Origin of the sequence: Paenibacillus sp. NEAU-GSW1, assembly GCF_009737085.1 — a bacterium.
In the GTDB taxonomy this organism is placed as follows: Bacteria; Bacillota; Bacilli; order Paenibacillales; family Paenibacillaceae; genus Pristimantibacillus.
Window position 1 is genome coordinate 145,617 of record NZ_WOVL01000008.1, and the last position, 16,757, is coordinate 162,373.

Consider the following 16,757-nt stretch of genomic DNA (forward strand, 5'->3'; position numbering starts at 1 on the left):
TGCGCAGCGGACTGTTTTTTTAATCCTCATCGATCCCATCTTCAAACTTCCGCTTCATACGGCCCGGGTTCACAAACGAAGCATAAGCAATCGCTGCGGCTGGCGCAACAACAGACTGCAGCGGCATCTGATGCATCGCTATGAGCGTCACGCCTGCCGGCAGCCAAATAAGCAGCGCAGCGATTGCGAGCGTCCGGCTGGCTACACGCACGATGCTGTCCGTGCGAAGCCCGTCCGGCAACGGATAGACATGACGCCATACGGTGTAGCTATGCACACGGCGCAGTCCTTCAATCTGGACGCCTAAGACAAACAGAAAAACAGTATAAACCGCAGCGGCCCCCCATCCGGAAAGCCAGGCGGATTCAGCAAACCAATATACCACCAGCGCGCTCAGGAGCGACAGCCGCACTACGATCCCGCCAAGCTCGGTCCGGATGAGAGATGCCGCATACAAGTATACGAACGTATTGGCGTGACGGTAAGAAATTCGCTTAAGCAGCCACGATAAATAAGATCTTGCTGCCGATTTCGACGGCATCACCGGCACGTCGATAAACAGTCCGAAGAATAGGTAGATCGCTTTGCGCGACCTTTCCTCCTCCTCGATCAGCCTTTCCCACGGAAACGCGTGCCTAGCCGGTAAACGGTACAGCAGCACAAGCAGCAAGCCGATTAATAGCGCGAATAATGCAGCCATCCACGGCTCGCGCGAAAGCAACGCAGCCCAAGCTGCGGCGGTAGCTGTCCAGCGCTGCAATCGCATCAGCCTGCGCATCCCCGGCCACGCCAGCCTTCGTTCCTGCCAAGCGCCCCAACTATTCGCAAAGCGTAATACAGCAGCTAGTACAATGAGCATCCAAAATGCAGCCTCACCGTCTCCTTGTCTATAGATCGGCCAATACAGCAGCAGAACGAGACCGGCAAGGATCACAGTCATAATCAAGCTTCTGCGGAACGAATGATACAAATAATGCCCCATTCTCGCTTCCAGCTGCAAATGGAACACAATATCGGCTTTAACAAGCCATGTTCTTAGCGGTGCCCAGCACAATAGCGGAACAACCGCTATTACCCCGACTAGCGTGAACGGAAAGTTAGACGGTATGTCGCGGATAAGCTTAAAATAGCCAAGAGCGGATGAAATAAATAGTAAAGAGATAACGAGCGGAAATCCGCTTTGCCCCATATAGCCGAGGTAGGGCATTACCTCCTTGCGAAATGCGCGCGCGCGCTGCAGCCAAAGGTCCTCTAATGCTTGTACAGGCGACTTCATGATTTCGCTCCCGTTACGAGCTTGTAGAACGCTTCCTCCAGCGACCCGCCGCGAGTTTCAATCCCTGCCGCTGCGCATACCTCTTCCAGGTTGCCGATCGCGGCGATTCGTCCGTGATGCATAACGATGTAACGATCGCAATACGCTTCCACTGTCGCTAAAATATGAGAGCTCATCAAGATAGCCGAACCGTTGCGTTTCACTTCAACGAGACGCTCCAGCAGCGAGCGAATGCCGAGCGGATCAAGGCCCAAAAACGGCTCGTCAATAATGTAGAGCGGAGGCTGCGACAGAAGCGCGTTCATAATCATCACCTTCTGCTTCATCCCTTTAGAGAGATGGGAAGCAAAAGCGGTTCTTTTGTTCTCCATCTGAAACTCGCTCAGCAGCTGCGATTTCCGCTCATCGAACTGATCGATGCTGTACGCCATGCCGGTCAGCCTTAAATGCTCCTCTACGGTTAGCTCATCGAACAGTACCGGCGTTTCCGGCACGTAAGCGAAAGCCGAACGGTATCTGTCCTGATTTTCCGCCAGCGTAACGCCATTTACATGAATTTCGCCTTCATGCTGTTTCATAAGGCCAAGAATATGTTTGATCGTCGTACTTTTGCCAGCCCCGTTGAGACCGATCAAGCCGACCATTTCGCCTGCCTGAATATCAAACGACAGGTTATGCAGCACTGGCCGGCGCGGACTGTATCCGCCGGTTAATCCTTCTACTTTTAATATCGATTCATTCATCGCGCTCACCTTCAAATCCGATATGCAATCCTTATCAGCATACCGAATTTTTCCTCTAAATTCAAAAGAAGCCGATATCCGCCCCGTTTTCGGGATGAATATCGGCTTCTTTTTGCATGCTTACTTGATTGTAATCGTTGTAACCGTGCCGTTTTCGCCTTTCAATTCAACGAGCTGGTCTTTCACGAGCAACGACGCATTGCCAACGATTTTTACTTTTGGATCAACATTGTAGATCGTTGTTAACGTTTGATCGTTAACCACTTTCGTCACCGAAATCGTCGACAATTTGCCTTCTGCATTTACAGTAACCGTATTAACAAGGCCAACCTCTGTAAACGCAGTCGACACTTCTTCTTCAGCTACTTTCGTTACTTCGATGAATACGACTTTATTCTGGTATGTGCGGACAAGCACCGTGTCGCCAGCTTCGAGAGCGGATAATGCCGCTTTTTTATCTTCGCGGAAAATAAATACGTTAGGATCGATGTCAAGCGTTACTTCCGTCTTGTCAGCTTTTACGATCGTAATTTTTTTGTTAGTCACAGCTGCTTTCAGCGTGCCTGTAATCGCTTGAGCATCTTGATCCTCATCCGGCATTTCCGAATCCGTACGGTCCAGCAGCGCGGCAAGCTCAGCGCGAGTTACCGGTTGGTTTGGACGGAACGTGTTGTCGTTATAGCCGGTAATAATGCCTTTCTCGATCGCAAGCGCAACGTAGCCTACGGAGCCTGCAGGGATGTTTTTCGCGTCCTTGAAGTCCAGCTTCGTGTTGTTCAGAGCTTTCGCTTCTTCTTCCAGTTTGAGCGCTTTGATCAGAATAGTCGTCGCCCACAGACGAGTCGCGTTTAACTCCGGCTTCACTTCCGTCTCTGTCTCGGAGAACAGATCGTTTTCAAGCGCTACCGCAACGTAGCCGACAGCCCAAGGATATTTTTTCTCCAGCTTGTCTGCGTCTTTGAAGTTCAACTCGGTGTTCATTTCTTCTTCCGACTCAGCCTGTTCGCGAAGCCCCATCAAACGAACTGCGGCAACAAGCGTCTCGATTCGCGAAATTTTTTGGTTCGGCTTAAACGTACCGTCTTCATAACCTGTAAATACACCTTTTGCAGACAGACGCATAATGTATTCAAGCGCCCATGCCAAGTCCTCTTCGTCTTCAAACTTCCAAGTTACTTTAACCTCTTTATCTTTCTTGTCATCGTCTTTATCGTCATCATCATCGTCGCTGTCGTCATCATCACGATCGTCGTCGTCCGATTGGCCTTGGTGCTGGTCTCCGCCTTTACGGTAATCATCTGCGCTTTTTCCGCCGTTCGCGAATGCGGCAGTGCCTCCTCCTGCGAGCAACATCAACGTCATCGAAGAAATAATCATTTTTTTCCAAACCGGAGTATTCATAGAAAAAGCCACTCTCCCTTTGTGCGATTTTTACGGATAAGTTCCGTTTGTACCTTCACGAATATGTTTCGTCAAAGGTCGACCGCTTTAAGAGGGTGGCTAGCTCATTTTAATAAAAATAGGAAAATTGTACTACTCTTTCTTGTCGTTTCCTTCCCTTTTGGCCTTCAGCCATTTCGGAGCGCCTTTATCCTTCTTGTCGCGCTGCCGCTCCTGCTTTTGCTTGGCTATGGAAGGCTGCTTAGCTGCTTTCGCCGTGCTGGACGGTTTGCGGCCCTGTGTCTCCGCCTCCGCCTCGAATACGCCGATTTTGACCTTTGCATCGTTGCTGCCGAGGTTTTGGCTGCGGTTTAAGCCGGTGTTGCCCCGCTCTGTGCTTGGCGCCGATAGCGATCTGGCGTCGCTTGAACGGACTGGTTTGGCAAAACCGCCGTTTGGCTTTTCGTTCCGCGCCGAAACTGTCGCTTTCCGCGCTTCCTCCGGGGTAGTCAGCTTTCCGCGATACATTGCTTTCTCCGGAAGCTCAATCCCCAGCTGCTTACGGAACTTGTCCATAATGAAAATCTCCTGAGGCGTGACGATGGACACGACTGTGCCTGTTCGTCCCATACGGCCCGTGCGGCCAGCGCGGTGCACATAATGATCGGCGTCTGCTGCCGGATCCAGCTGTATAACAAGCGGAAGCCCTTCAATATCGAGACCGCGAGCCGCGACATCCGTAGCGAGCAGCAACTGGCAGCGCCCTTCCCGGAAGCGCGCAAGCGTCGCCGCACGCCGCTGCTTGTCAGCATCGCCGTAGAGCGTCTCAACGGTAAAGCCTTCATAGCTTAGTTTCGCTTCCCAGTTGGCGATATTGTCCGTCGTATTCAAAAACAACAGCGCCGACTTCGGGTTCAGCAGCCTTACGAGCCTGCGGGCGGTATCGGTTTTATCCCGCTTGTCGCTTACGATAAAGTAATTGTCGATTGTCTCCGATACCCGGTGCTGCGGCGCGATTTGAATGCGCACCGGCTCCTTCATCCAGCGCCCCTCGAATCGGGCCATTTGGTCCGGATAGGTCGCGGAGAAAAAGGCAAGCTGCCGTTCTTTTCCCGTTGCGTACAGTATCGTTTCTACCTCGCGTGTCGAGCCGAGCTCGAACACTTGATCCGCCTCGTCTATAACGACGCTGCGGACATCGTGAAGCTTAAGCTTGCGCAGCTTAAGCAGCTCATGGATACGGCCAGGCGTTCCAATTACGAGCTGCGGATGCAGCTTAAGTTTCTCGACCTGCCGTTTTAACGCGGCCCCGCCGATCAATTGCTGCACGCGAATGCCGAGCGGTTCGCCATAGCTTTCCGCTACGCGAACAATTTGCATCGCAAGCTCTTGCGTCGGCGCAAGAATGACCGCTTGCACCGCTTTCGATGCCGGATTCATCCGCTGCAGCAGCGGCAGCAAGAAAGCCAGCGTTTTGCCAGACCCGGTCTGCGATCTCGCCGATACGTCCTTACCGTCCAGCAGCAACGGCAGCGCTTCCGCTTGGATAACCGTCGGCTCTTTAATGCCGTTTGTCTCCAGCTTGTCTGCCAGCGGCTTTACTAAACCTAATTCATTCCAACTTTTGTTGCTCATCATTCATTCCTCACTTATACAAAGCTATTTTCGATTAAAAAGCCCGCCGAACAATCGATCGACAATACGCGGAAAAAGCTGGTACAGCTTGATGCCCGCGGCTGCCGGCAATGGCAAGTCCACCTCTGCCTTCCGGCGTTCCATCACGCGAATAATCGATTTAGCAACTTTTTCAGGCTTCATCATAAACCAGCTTATATTTTTCACATATACGCCCTCAGGATCGGCCAGCTCGAAGAAAGAAGTCTCGATTGGCCCCGGATTAACGGCGGATACAGCGATGCCTTCACCTCGCAGTTCCATCCGCAAGGAATTGGTAAATCCAAGCACCGCGTGTTTGGTTGCCGAATAGCCGGTCGATTTCGAGGAGCCGATCTTGCCCGCCATCGAGGCGATATTGACGATATGTCCATTCCCTTGCTTCAGCATATAGGGCAGCACCGCTTTTGAGCAGCGTACAGTCCCCATATAGTTCGTATCCATCATCGCTTCAAAGCTGCCGATCGGCGCTTCCGCGAACGATTCAAATTTACCAAAGCCTGCATTGTTAAGTAAAATATCGATTTTTCCATATTCGGCTATAACGGAATCGACGGTTCGCTGCACTTGCTCCATGTCCGTTACGTCCATTTGATAAATCGAATAGCGACCTTTGATTACTGCCGCGCATTGTTGCAGCCTCGCCAAATTTCGCCCGGTTAAAACCGGTATTCCGCCACGCTCCGCAACCATTTTTGCCGTGACGGCTCCGATCCCGCTGGAAGCCCCGGATATAAAAACGACCTTCTCCTTCAACACCCAACATCACCCAGTCTAGTGTACTTGATTAGCGTGTTAGAAGCAAAAAAAAAGCTCCCTAAGGAGCTCATTCTATGCTACGATGCGACTAACACTTGAATATCCAGTTCGCCGATTCCATCCATGATGAGCGGAATCGTAAGCGCCTGCACAGCCGAGAATCCGGCCGCTTGGGCGGAATGAATAACTTTGGGCGGCGTAATATCGACTCGCACTCCTTGATTATAAAGCATCGTGCTTGCATTGCCGCTTATCATGTTGCCAAGCTCGGAGATTGCGCTGCGACCAATTTCATCAATTTCCGAAATGACGAATCCGCCCATCATGGCCGATACCATCTTCAGAGCGACCTGCTCGCTCAGCCCGAATACAATGTCTCCGTTCATTTGTCCGTTCAAACCAATTTGAATCCAAATGTAGTTTTCTACAAATTTAATATCCTTTAAGCCAAGCTGACCCGTCGACGGACGAATTTGGATCACTTGTTCGATCACGATTTTTGCGGATTCAAGAAACGGATTAATATATTCTGCCTTCATAAAGAGGAAACGCTCCTTTTCGACAAAATTCGCGCACATTCAGCTATATTTATCATTATACTTAAATTCATAGGACAAGTATACTATTTATGCCAATATTGAAACTTTAGTCCTATGAAATAGGTCTCGCATCTTTTGAAGACATCGTCAGATAATCGTGCAAGCGTTCCACTCGAACATGCTGACCGCTTACACGAGAGGAGGAAAATGTTTTGCCCAATGCTTGGACACATATTATTTTTGGCCAGCTGGTGCTATCAAAGCTCGGCGAGAACAGGATGATCGCAGCCGCCGAACAAAAAATAATTTTCAATATGGGCAGCCAGGGACCCGATTTTCTATTATTTAATCGCTTTTACCCCTGGCAAAAAAACTCTGCTTTAAAAGAGCTGGGCAACGTCATGCACAACAAAAATTGCGGGCTTGCTATTATGGAAATGCTAGACGGAGTGAAAGGACGCTCTGCGGATCCTGACACTGCTGATCAATCTCTTCTGTATGCTGTCGCTTTCGTCATCCATCATGTGCTTGACCGCCATATGCATCCGTTCGTCTATAGCCGATCCGGATTTCTCAAATGGGATCATCAGCGTTATGAAATTATGATGGATACGATACTCGCCCGGAAATTGGCCAATTTCGAAACGATCAGCACGCCTGTCTGGCGCGAAATCACAGGCGAGCTTCCGGAACCTATCATCGCGATCTATGAGCGGATCGCTCGCAACTACTATGAAGAGTTAGCGTTAAACATTCAACGTAAGGACTGGATTTTGTCATTCCGTTACATGCTGCGCGCCCATAAGCTGTTTCACGATCCAACCGGCTTAAAGCGCCTATTTACGTTTGGATTGCTAGAGCCTTTTCTTTATCACAGAAAAGTGAATTATGATGTGTGGAATGAATGCATGCTTCCATGGATCGATCCGACTGACAATCAAATCGTCCATCATGAAAGCGGCTGGATGCTGTGGGAGCGTGCGCTTGGCGATGCTGTCACCATTACGAGAACGGTGCTTCAATGGCTTCGGTGCCCCGATGAAGAAGAGCTGCCCGAGCTGCGCAATGCAGCGTTATCGTTGATCGGCAATTATTCGTATGAATCGGGCTTGCCTTGCGACTCCGGCTTGCCAATCCGCTATTCCGAGCCCATATGGCTCCAATGACAGCAAGAGCAAGGAGCTGTCCGGTAAATGTAACGCAGCGCGACAGCGTTAACGACACAGACGATGGAACCCGCAAGCAATGGAGATCGGAAGAACCTTCGAATTCGGAGATTGCTGTTTTACCTAAATAAGAGAAGGGGCCGTCTCATGGTCAATTTAATGACTTTTGAGATTACCCCTTAAAAAGCGACGCAACAGTCAACTACGATATCGCTTTGCCGTTTTCTCTTTCTTTGCGATAGCTAAGCCTTACAAGTCGAAGCCTCTCGTACAGGACGTCCACTTGCTTATCCTTAACTCCCTCTGCGCCATATACCTGCTGAAGCACCGGCTTCAAATAGCGGTCTCCCGTTTGCTGAAAAGCTTGCCATATCCCGTTCCGCTCATCCTCCGGCATATCAGACAGCTCTCTGACGATCAACGGATCAAAATCGTAGCCTTCCGCATCAAGCTGTTCAATCCGATCCATAATTTCTCTCCGCGGCATCTCCAGCTCGGTTTGCAGCTGCTCTATTGTGCCGCCTTCGCGCACAAAGCTCAAAATCCGCTTCTTCTGCTCATTTTTAATCATATCGTTCTTATATTTCAATTCCTTTTGTTTGTATAGCCACTGCGTAAATGCTGCAGGATTCAGCTCGCTCGCCACCCAATTCAAAGGAAACCCTTTCGTGCGAGCCGCTTTTTTCGTCACCTCCAGCACTTCAGCGCCGAACGCATTATGCTTGCTTTCCCCCCAGCCCGGAATTTGCAGCAGTTCTTCAGGCGTATACGGCACGAAAGCGCTAATCATCCATAACATTCGGTTTGTCGCGATCAAATAGGCGGACTTTTTCTCGACGCTTGCTCGCGTGCGGCGCCATTCGCGAAGCGCTTCGAACAGCTCGATGTTCGCATGCAGCTCGCCGTAGCATTGAAGCATGGAAATAAAACTGCCCGCGCCTCCGCGCTTCTCCTCCAGCATGCTGTCAATGACAGGAGAATAGCATTCCCCCATCTTTACGGCAACGCCATGCCGAAATGCGACAAGCATCTCCTCCCAAGAGGTTCCTTCAAACCAGCAATTCGGCTCCGATTGCCCTTCCATCCATAATACAGACCATACGCCGTCCTTCTCGCAAATCGACAGCTGAGCGCTAACGATCCCGCCCTCTTCATTCGGCTTGTCAAACGTGTTCAGAAAAACAACATGCATGCTTATTCTCCTCCATAATCCATATTGGACGAATGGCCGAACGCAAAAAAAAAGCACCCCTCCTGCCATATTGGCAAGAGAGGTGCTTCCTCTACGTTCATTCATTCGATTAGTTTTAATCTAGCATAACCGTCTCTTTTATACAAGCGTTTTGTTGGTGTATAATGGTCGAAATAATAAGAGGAGGCGCTATCGCAATGCAACTGCCAGATTATGATTTCATGTCCGACACAACCGAAGAAACGTCTACCCGATTCGTAACCTTTATCGCGCCTAGCCTGAAACGGTTTGATCTCGCCATTACAAATACAAACCGCTTTTACGGCAAGAAGCTCATTACCGATCTGCAATCTGGAAAAACCGCCATTATCGGCCCTGACGATTTGGAGGAAGAGGGCTATTTAGAGCATACGTTCAAGCTTGAAGAGGATGAGGCAAATGAGCTCGCCCAATTTTTGTATTTTGTGGTTGGAACGGTGAATTTTACTGACTAAACAGGGCAAACTGAAGAAGTAAGCCAAATGCTGGCTACTTTATTCAGGAGGCGATAAGCATTGAGTCGTTTTTTTGACGAAGACAGCGAAGAGCACTCGGAGCTGTCGACGGTGGAATCACAGCGTAATGATCTGGCTACGGAGGAATTTCCAGAGGGTCCTCTCGGATCCGCATCCCAGTCAGAATCGCTTGGAAAAAGCACCCCTTGGCGCAACGGTCAACGGCAAAAAAGCGCGTTTTCCTATGAGAATCGTTCGTTGCATAACGGGATCGGAAGAGACTATCCTGGCGATGACGATGATACTGCGCTGCCTGACGCGATGGACGAGCCTTAATCGAAATCGTCAATCCATGCATACAAAATACCCTTGTCCACGCTTGATAAAGCATGCGGACAAGGGTATTTTTTGTTACCATTTCGGATTATTGCTGAACAAGAGCGTGTTGCTGATAAGCCGTCCCGGCGTCGTAATCATTTTGCCGGAAGCATAAAGACCGGAAGAGGCCCCTCCGTCCAAATTCATCGCCTGATTAGCGCCTAGACCAAGCATAATATAGCCCCATTGTTTGATGGTGGCTCCAGGTACTGTCGCCAATATGACCGTACCATCCTTTTTAATTGCAATGCCGCTGCGCGCCCCGCTGTCCGTCAATATTTTCGGGCTGCTAAAGCCTTCCTTAGCCGGATCGACGGCAAGCTGGCCATCCTTCACCAGACGCGGACCAGCTCCAATCGCCGTATGCACGCCGCTCCAGTCGATCGCTTGCCCTGCCGCATTGTTGAAGGTCACTTTGTAGTCGACAAACGTCCCTACTTTAAATCGTGAGGCAAGCTTCTCCTCAGAGCCGGTAAATACGAGCACATACCCGTCCTTCGGAATATCAGCATTCGCATTGCTGCCCGTTTTCGTTACGACACCCTTGCGTACCGTGACTGCCTTGCCATAACTGAACCCGACATTGGCGCCCCGTTTCGGCGTGAACATCACGGCTGAGGCTGCCCCTTTCGTCGGCGTCCGATTGACGAAATAAACGTACCAGTTATTCGGCGAATTGTAGGAGCCGTTCGTTGCGCCTCTCACTTTAATACGCAGCGTATCCATCACTGCGCTGCCGTCCCATTTGAAACCGACGCTCGTTCCGGTGTTGCCGATATGCTCGACGACCCCATCGCTAATGACTGTGCCATATGGATCCGGCACGCCGCCGTAAGCCTCAAAGTAAGTGCCATTGATTGCCGCTACCGCGCGATATGATTTGCCGATGTCAGCCAGCTGCTGAACAGCTCCGACTCTTCTTCCCGCCAAGCCTGCCGTTACAGGCATTCCCTTTGGTATCGTTACCGTTTGGACACTGAATGTTTTTCCGCTGACCTTCACTTTTTTCACGGCAGTCGTCACCTTGTATGCTGCGGAAGACGCTTTAACCGTCAAGGGCAGCTTCAAGCTGCCGGTGTAATCTGCCGATGCAACATGAACCCAAATGTTCGTCGTGCCTGCTGCGACCGGTATAACAACGCCGTTGCTGTTAACGCGCGCAACCGCGCTGTTGCCCGATTCATAACGCAGCGCAACATCTGCGGAAAGCTTTAGCTTGCTCGCCAGCGGCAGCCGTTTGTCCAGCGTCAGCGCAGCCGTTGATGTCGGATATGTAATCGTTACTTGCTTCGCCGCTGCAGCTGCCGTATCAATCGGTGCGAAGCTGCGGCTCATCGTTCCCAGATCGGTAAGCGAGAGTGATAGAAACAGAGCTGCAGCCGTTCCCGTCAATGTAATCTTACGTATTGCATGTATCCATTTTTGCCTCATTTCCTTTTTGTCCTCCTTGGCGTTTACCTGCACTTTTGTCTTTATTTATATCGACACGCGCCGCTTCTCTATTAATAGGTTCGCATCGAGCTCATCATATGAGGGATAAACTTAAAAAAAAGAGCGATACCTGTGCGGAATCCGCATAGACATCGCTCTTCTCCGCTTACGTAAGCGCAAACGGATCCTCTTCCATTTGACGCACGTGCGCATCTACAAGTTTAAGCAGGCTGTTAAATTCCAGCTGCTCAAACTTGCTGACTGTGCTTTCCTTCTTCAAATCCCAGATACTTTCGGTCAATCCGCATGCAACAGGCGTATCCAGACGAATCGTCGCCAGTTCTCTCGACAGATGCAGCATGTCCAGATCCGCTTCAATTTTCGTCCTTACTCCTTTAGGCAGCTTTTCCAAATTTTCGAGCACGCCCTCAACTGAATCATAATCGAGAATGAGCTTAAGCGCTGTTTTCTCGCCGATCCCTTTTACGCCAGGGTAGTTGTCGCTCGTATCGCCCATAAATCCTTTAATATCAATCACTTGATGCGGCATCAGCTGCTTGTCCTCAAGCAAAAAGGCAAGATCATACACCGCATAGTTGTTTTTGCCCTTCTTCATAATTACGACTTTAACTCGTTCGGTAACGAGCTGCAGCATATCGTGATCACCGGTCAAAATATAAATTTCCGAGTCCTCGCCAGCCAATTGGCGCGACAGCGTTCCAATACAATCGTCCGCCTCGTAGCCGGTTATTCCGATGTTTGGCACGCCCATCTCGGCAACAACCTCCTTGACGAGGTCAAACTGTGGAATAAGTTCCAGCGGCGGCTCGCCGCGATTGCCTTTGTACTCCGGAAATTGTTCTGTCCGGAATGTTTTGCTTCCCATATCCCAGCAGCAAATGACATGCGTAGGCTTGAATTCAGTAATAGCATCGAAAAAATATTGAATAAAGCCGTAGACAGCATTGGTTGGAAGCCCGTCTTTCGTCTTGCGAATATAGCCTGAGTACGACGTTGCGTAAAAGGCTCTAAACAATACAGCCATTCCGTCAACGATCAGCACTTTGTTTTGCGGCATCGGTCAAACCTCCTTACATTTAAAGTCACTCTGCATCATCAAAGTCACTCCAATTACCTATCATTCTACCACGCCGCAAGCAGAAACGGCTATGCTGTCATTTGGAAACGGAGCTTCGTTTCGCATTGATGCAATCGCAATGTTTGAACGATACGCTTCTTTACTATGCTGTCAGTCAAACTCGCCGCGAATAAATTTGCCGATCCGCTTTGCCGCTTCAAGCAAATTCGCTTCCGACTCTACCAGCGCAATTCGGACATACCCTTCGCCTTCGCTGCCGAACGCTTCGCCCGGAATAACCGCTACGCCGACTTTGGCGAGCATTTCCTGGGAAATTCGCCTTGAATTCCACGGCCCGGACAGCGACCATTTCATTTCCGGCAGCGGCGCCCAAATAAACATTGTCGCCTTCGGCTTTTCCACCTTCCAGCCTTCTGCCTGCAAAGCTTCTACAAGAACATCGCGGCGGCGTTCGTATAACGCTCCTGCTTTAGGAGGCGCGTCCGCCGCCATCGCTTCCTTCATAGCAGCGATACCCGCTTCTTGTACCGCTCCAAATACGCCAAAATCAATATTGCCTTTAAGCTCGCGAAGCGCGCCGACCGCCTCGCGGTTGCCTGCCAAAAAGGCGATCCGTCCGCCGGCGAGATTAAAGCTTTTGGACAAGGAATGAAATTCGACCGCCCCATCAAGAGCGCCTTCGATTTGCAGCATGCTTGGAGGCTCATAGCCGTCGAATGCCATCTCCGAATATGCGGCGTCATGGACGACAAGCACGCCATGCTGGCGCGCTTTTTCCATTACGCGCTCAAAAAGTGCGATATCAGCAACAGCCGATACCGGATTGCTCGGATAGTTCAGCAAAATAAACTTCGCGCGCTCCCAAGCCTCATCCGCAATTGCATCCAAATCGGGGATAAAACCGTTTTCTGCCTTTAAAGGCATGAAGATCGGCTCAACACCGGCCAGCGCCAATGCAGCCGAATAGATCGGATATCCCGGATTCGGCACAAGCGCAGCGTCGCCCGGATTGCATATCGCCATCGCCAAATGCGAAAGTCCGTCCTGCGATCCCATCAGCGATACTAACTCCGTGTCGGGATCAAGCTTAACGCCGAAGCGATGCTCCATCCAATTCGCCGCTTCCTGGCGAAAAGCCGCGCTGCCGCGAGTGCCGGGATACGCATACATGTCCGGCCGCAGCGCCGCTTGACTGAGCGCAACCCTGACGGATTGTGTAGGCGGCATATCCGGACTGCCGATGCTAAGATCAATGACGGAATGGCCTTGTGCGATCGCCGCTTGCTTCCATTGCTCCACCTCGGTAAAAATCGACGATCCCAGCTGCGCCAGCCGATCAGAACGCCATCGCTTCCTGCTCATTTTCCACTCACCCATTCCACGTTTGCTCGTATTGTTCTTCCTTGTAGCCGACTGTAACACGTACGCCGTCCGTTACGATCGGACGCTTGATCAGCATGCCGTTCGAGGCAAGAAGCGCTAGCTGCTCGTCCTCGCTCATCGCTCCCAGCTTGTCTTTCAAACCAAGCGCCTTGTATACCTCTCCGGACGTATTAAAAAACTTTTTCAGCTCAAGACCGCTGTTTGCAACGATTGCTTTCAGCTCAGCGGCGGAAGGCGTGTCCTCCACGATATGGCGCAATTCCAATGTATTGCCCTTTGCCTGCAGCGATTTAACTGCCATGCGGCAAGTGCCGCATTTCGGATATTGAATTACGGTCAATTTTTTATTGCTCATCGTACGAAATGCTCCTTTATCTTATATCAAGTTATTTAACTATTGGATTGTTAAGCGTTTGTTCCAATCGGACAAGCTCAGGCGGCAAGCTTGCCGTCCACTCCATCCACTGCTTTGTTATCGGATGGGTAAGTCCAAGCGTTTCAGCATGCAGCGCTTGACGTCCCGCAGCTGCCTCCCACTCCGGCTTGCCGCCATTGTCCGGCCCATACATGCCGTCGCCGATAAGCGGACAGCCGATATGCCGCATATGTACGCGAATTTGATGCGTCCGTCCGGTTTCCAGCTTCAGTCTGACCATCGAAGCCGCGCCGCCTGCAAATACGGCTCCCGTTTCATAATGAGTAACGGATGCATATCCCGCAGGCGTAACAATACGAATATGCGGCGATTCCGGATCACGATCGATCGGCGCATCAACAGTGCCTTTCCGTTCAACAGGCTTGCCGTACACATAAGCACGATACAGCTTTTTAATCGCGTTGGCCTGCAGCTGCTCGGACAGTTGCTGGTGAATATAGGGTGTCTTCGCGATGGCGACAAGGCCTGATGTGTCCTCGTCTAGCCGATGCACCGGCCGAAACCGGACCCGCTCGCCCTTCTCCCGCCAATGATAAACGACGCCGTTGGCAATCGTTCCGGTATAGTGCCCGTGCGTAGGATGAACGACAAAGCCTGCCGGCTTATTGACGATTAACAAATCGTCGTCCTCAAACACAATATCCAAAGGGATCGGTTCAGGCAAAATATCGTCCGACGTTTCCTTTTCCATCCGAATCGTCAGCTCGTCTCCCTCACGCACGATAGCAGACGTATATACACGTTCTCCGTTAACCGTTATGCCGAGCTCGGTCAGTTTAATCCGCGATTGCAGCTTGCGGGAGACGCCAAGCCTGCGCTCCAATACTGTTCGAGCAGGCTTGCCGTCATCCGCTGTACTGACGATGACCGTTAAAGGCTTATAGTAATCATCAACATTCGCACTCATTTGCGGTCCCGTTTGCGGAATACTTCCGCGCTCCGCTCATATTCCGTATCCGCAATGCCCAGCCGGGCATTGGCCACGCGTGCAGCCGCAAAGAAATAGTCGGACAGCCGGTTCAAGTAAGCCTGCACTTCCGGATTGGCCGGGTGCGAGGCCGTCATCGTCACTACCCTGCGCTCCGCCCGCCTGCACACCGTCCGGCATACGTGCAGCAATGCAGCAGCCGAGCTTCCGCCAGGCAAAATAAAGCGGGTAATTTCTGGAGCCTCATCGCTATAGCTGTCGATTTGTTTCTCCAGCCGCGCCGCCGGTTCTCCATTCATTTTTAACGGAAAGCCTTCTCTCGCATAGGCCAAATCCGAACCGCAGTCAAACAGCTCCTGCTGAATCTCAAACAGCTGAGCGGCCATATCTGTAAGCTCATCATGTTTGGCCGCCTCAGCTGCCGTCTGTCCGACGAACGCATTCAATTCGTCGATCGTGCCATAGGCTTCAACCCGCAAATCGTCCTTGCGGACTCTCCCGCCGATCAGAGAGGTATCGCCTTTATCTCCAGTACGCGTATACAAGTTCATAATGTCTCCGTCTCCTAACGTTGCGTATTATTTCAGCCAGCTGACATAACAAAAAGCAGGCGAGGGACGCTGCTCCCGTACCTGCTTTCTATTATCGCTTAGTTGCCTTGCTTCACTTTGTGGACAAAATTGCCGATCCGATCCAGCGCTTCGGTCAATAAAGCAACCGAGGTCGCATAAGAGCAGCGAAGATGTCCGTCTCCGCCCAGGCCGAACACGTCGCCCGGTACAGCTGCGACCCCCGCTTCTTCAAGCAGCCGCTGAGCGAAATGCTCCGAGGACAAGCCGGTTGATTGAACCGAAGGAAAAGCGTAAAAGGCGCCTTCCGGCTCATGGCATTCAAGCCCGATATCTCTAAATCCTTTGACAACGAGCCTTCTGCGTTGGTTGTACGATTCGATCATCCGGTCCTTTTCCTCAAGTCCGTGAACGGATAACGCTTCCAGCGCGGCGTGCTGCCCCATAATCGGAGCGCACATGACGGTGTATTGATGGATTTTGAGCATAGCGGCAATTAAGTCCGTATGGCCGCAAGCATAGCCCATACGCCAGCCAGTCATTGCGAACGCTTTGGAAAAACCGCTGACGAGAATCGTCCGGTCCTTCATACCAGGCATAGCTGCGAAGCTGACATGCTTCGTTCCATAAGTAAGCTCCGCATAAATTTCGTCGGAGATGACAATCAGGTCGTTCTCTTCCACTACTTTAGCGATCGGCAGCCAATCCTCATAGGTCATAATGCCGCCGGTCGGATTGCTTGGATAACAAAGAATAAGTACTTTCGAGCGCGGCGTAATCGCAGCCTTCAACGACTCGGCCTTCAGCTTGAACTGATCTTTGGCGAATGTTTCAATACCTACCGCGACTCCGCCGCTCAATGTCGTTATCGGAGAATAGGAAATATAGCACGGCTCCGGTATTAATATTTCGTCTCCTGGCGAAATCAACGCGCGAAGCGCCAAATCAATCGCTTCGCTCCCGCCGACGGTAACCAAAATCTCATTGGCAGGGTTATATTCAACTTTGAACTGATCATTTAAATATTGCCCGATTGCGCCGCGTAATTCCGGCATGCCGGCATTCGAGGTATATTGCGTTTTTCCTGTTTCCAGCGAATAGACAGCAGCCTCGCGCACATGCCACGGCGTTGTAAAGTCAGGCTCGCCGACTCCCAGCGTGATAACATCCTTCCGTGCGCTCACCAAATCGAAAAAGCGTCGAATGCCTGAAGGTTTAATGCTTCTTGCCATGGGAGACAAATAGTCGGCCATTTGCTTGCGAGGAGTTGATGTAGTCGTGTCTTTGTCTTTTATCATTGCCATCACCCT

At 51.0% G+C, this 16,757-nt stretch carries 17 protein-coding genes; 3 read left to right on the forward strand and 14 right to left on the reverse strand.

All coding sequences use genetic code 11. From position 1 onward, the window contains the following. Positions 1-19 precede the first annotated feature (19 nt). The 6 genes from GOM71_RS08030 to GOM71_RS08055 form a co-directional block, all read right to left on the reverse strand. Positions 20-1,276: an ABC transporter permease gene (locus GOM71_RS08030; RefSeq protein ID WP_156279618.1), complete on the reverse strand. Its 1,257-nt coding sequence runs from the start codon at positions 1,274-1,276 to the stop codon at positions 20-22. Beyond that, entirely contained in the window at positions 1,273-2,019 is a 747-nt protein-coding gene (locus GOM71_RS08035) for an ABC transporter ATP-binding protein (RefSeq protein WP_156279622.1), read from the reverse strand. The genes GOM71_RS08030 and GOM71_RS08035 overlap by 4 nt, the downstream gene beginning before the upstream one ends. Before the next feature lie 120 nt (positions 2,020-2,139). Beyond that, entirely contained in the window at positions 2,140-3,420 is a 1,281-nt protein-coding gene (locus GOM71_RS08040) for an S-layer homology domain-containing protein (RefSeq protein ID WP_156279624.1), read from the reverse strand. Positions 3,421-3,552: 132 nt separating this feature from the next. Further along, positions 3,553-5,034 carry a DEAD/DEAH box helicase gene (locus GOM71_RS08045; RefSeq protein WP_156279626.1) on the reverse strand — a complete coding sequence of 494 codons (1,482 nt, stop codon included), beginning with the start codon at positions 5,032-5,034 and terminating at the stop codon, positions 3,553-3,555. A gap of 24 nt (positions 5,035-5,058) precedes the next feature. Beyond that, positions 5,059-5,832: an SDR family NAD(P)-dependent oxidoreductase gene (locus tag GOM71_RS08050; protein WP_367649512.1), complete on the reverse strand. Its 774-nt coding sequence runs from the start codon at positions 5,830-5,832 to the stop codon at positions 5,059-5,061. 77 nt (positions 5,833-5,909) lie between these two features. Next, entirely contained in the window at positions 5,910-6,371 is a 462-nt protein-coding gene (locus GOM71_RS08055) for a chemotaxis protein CheX (RefSeq protein ID WP_156279628.1), read from the reverse strand. Positions 6,372-6,583: 212 nt separating this feature from the next. Between GOM71_RS08055 and GOM71_RS08060 the strand changes: the two genes are divergently transcribed. Beyond that, positions 6,584-7,537, forward strand: a complete 954-nt coding sequence (locus GOM71_RS08060; RefSeq protein ID WP_156279631.1) for a hypothetical protein — start codon at positions 6,584-6,586, stop codon at positions 7,535-7,537. 202 nt (positions 7,538-7,739) lie between these two features. Here GOM71_RS08060 and GOM71_RS08065 read toward each other — a convergent pair whose 3' ends face one another. Continuing rightward, complete coding sequence (locus GOM71_RS08065; protein ID WP_156279633.1) at positions 7,740-8,729, reverse strand: HRDC domain-containing protein; 990 nt, start codon at positions 8,727-8,729, stop codon at positions 7,740-7,742. A 197-nt stretch (positions 8,730-8,926) separates the two neighbouring features. On the opposite strand from GOM71_RS08065, the gene GOM71_RS08070 reads away from it, so the two are divergent. Both GOM71_RS08070 and GOM71_RS08075 read left to right on the forward strand, forming a co-directional pair. Then, on the forward strand, positions 8,927-9,223 hold the full coding sequence (locus tag GOM71_RS08070; protein WP_173275376.1) for a DUF3055 domain-containing protein: 297 nt from the start codon (positions 8,927-8,929) through the stop codon (positions 9,221-9,223). 60 nt (positions 9,224-9,283) lie between these two features. Further along, positions 9,284-9,559 carry a hypothetical protein gene (locus GOM71_RS08075; protein WP_156279635.1) on the forward strand — a complete coding sequence of 92 codons (276 nt, stop codon included), beginning with the start codon at positions 9,284-9,286 and terminating at the stop codon, positions 9,557-9,559. 75 nt (positions 9,560-9,634) lie between these two features. Here the strand turns inward: GOM71_RS08075 and GOM71_RS08080 are convergent, their stop codons facing one another. From GOM71_RS08080 to GOM71_RS08110, 7 genes are all read right to left on the reverse strand, one after another. Then, positions 9,635-11,032, reverse strand: coding sequence for a phosphodiester glycosidase family protein (locus GOM71_RS08080; protein WP_156279638.1), 1,398 nt, complete (start codon positions 11,030-11,032; stop codon positions 9,635-9,637). Positions 11,033-11,198: 166 nt separating this feature from the next. Beyond that, positions 11,199-12,110: a 5'-3' exonuclease gene (locus tag GOM71_RS08085; RefSeq protein WP_156279640.1), complete on the reverse strand. Its 912-nt coding sequence runs from the start codon at positions 12,108-12,110 to the stop codon at positions 11,199-11,201. Between the two features lie 171 nt (positions 12,111-12,281). Further along, positions 12,282-13,508, reverse strand: coding sequence for an aminotransferase class I/II-fold pyridoxal phosphate-dependent enzyme (locus GOM71_RS08090; RefSeq protein ID WP_253944755.1), 1,227 nt, complete (start codon positions 13,506-13,508; stop codon positions 12,282-12,284). Next, a complete protein-coding gene (locus tag GOM71_RS08095; RefSeq protein WP_156279644.1) occupies positions 13,501-13,869 on the reverse strand; it encodes an arsenate reductase family protein in 369 nt (122 codons plus the stop codon). Before GOM71_RS08095 ends, GOM71_RS08090 begins: the two co-directional genes overlap by 8 nt. Positions 13,870-13,900: 31 nt before the next feature. Continuing rightward, on the reverse strand, positions 13,901-14,857 hold the full coding sequence (locus tag GOM71_RS08100) for an RluA family pseudouridine synthase (protein ID WP_156279646.1): 957 nt from the start codon (positions 14,855-14,857) through the stop codon (positions 13,901-13,903). Continuing rightward, on the reverse strand, positions 14,854-15,429 hold the full coding sequence (locus GOM71_RS08105; protein WP_156279648.1) for a cob(I)yrinic acid a,c-diamide adenosyltransferase: 576 nt from the start codon (positions 15,427-15,429) through the stop codon (positions 14,854-14,856). The genes GOM71_RS08100 and GOM71_RS08105 overlap by 4 nt, the downstream gene beginning before the upstream one ends. A 98-nt stretch (positions 15,430-15,527) precedes the next feature. Then, positions 15,528-16,745, reverse strand: a complete 1,218-nt coding sequence (locus tag GOM71_RS08110; RefSeq protein WP_156279650.1) for an aminotransferase class I/II-fold pyridoxal phosphate-dependent enzyme — start codon at positions 16,743-16,745, stop codon at positions 15,528-15,530. Positions 16,746-16,757: the final 12 nt, after the last annotated feature.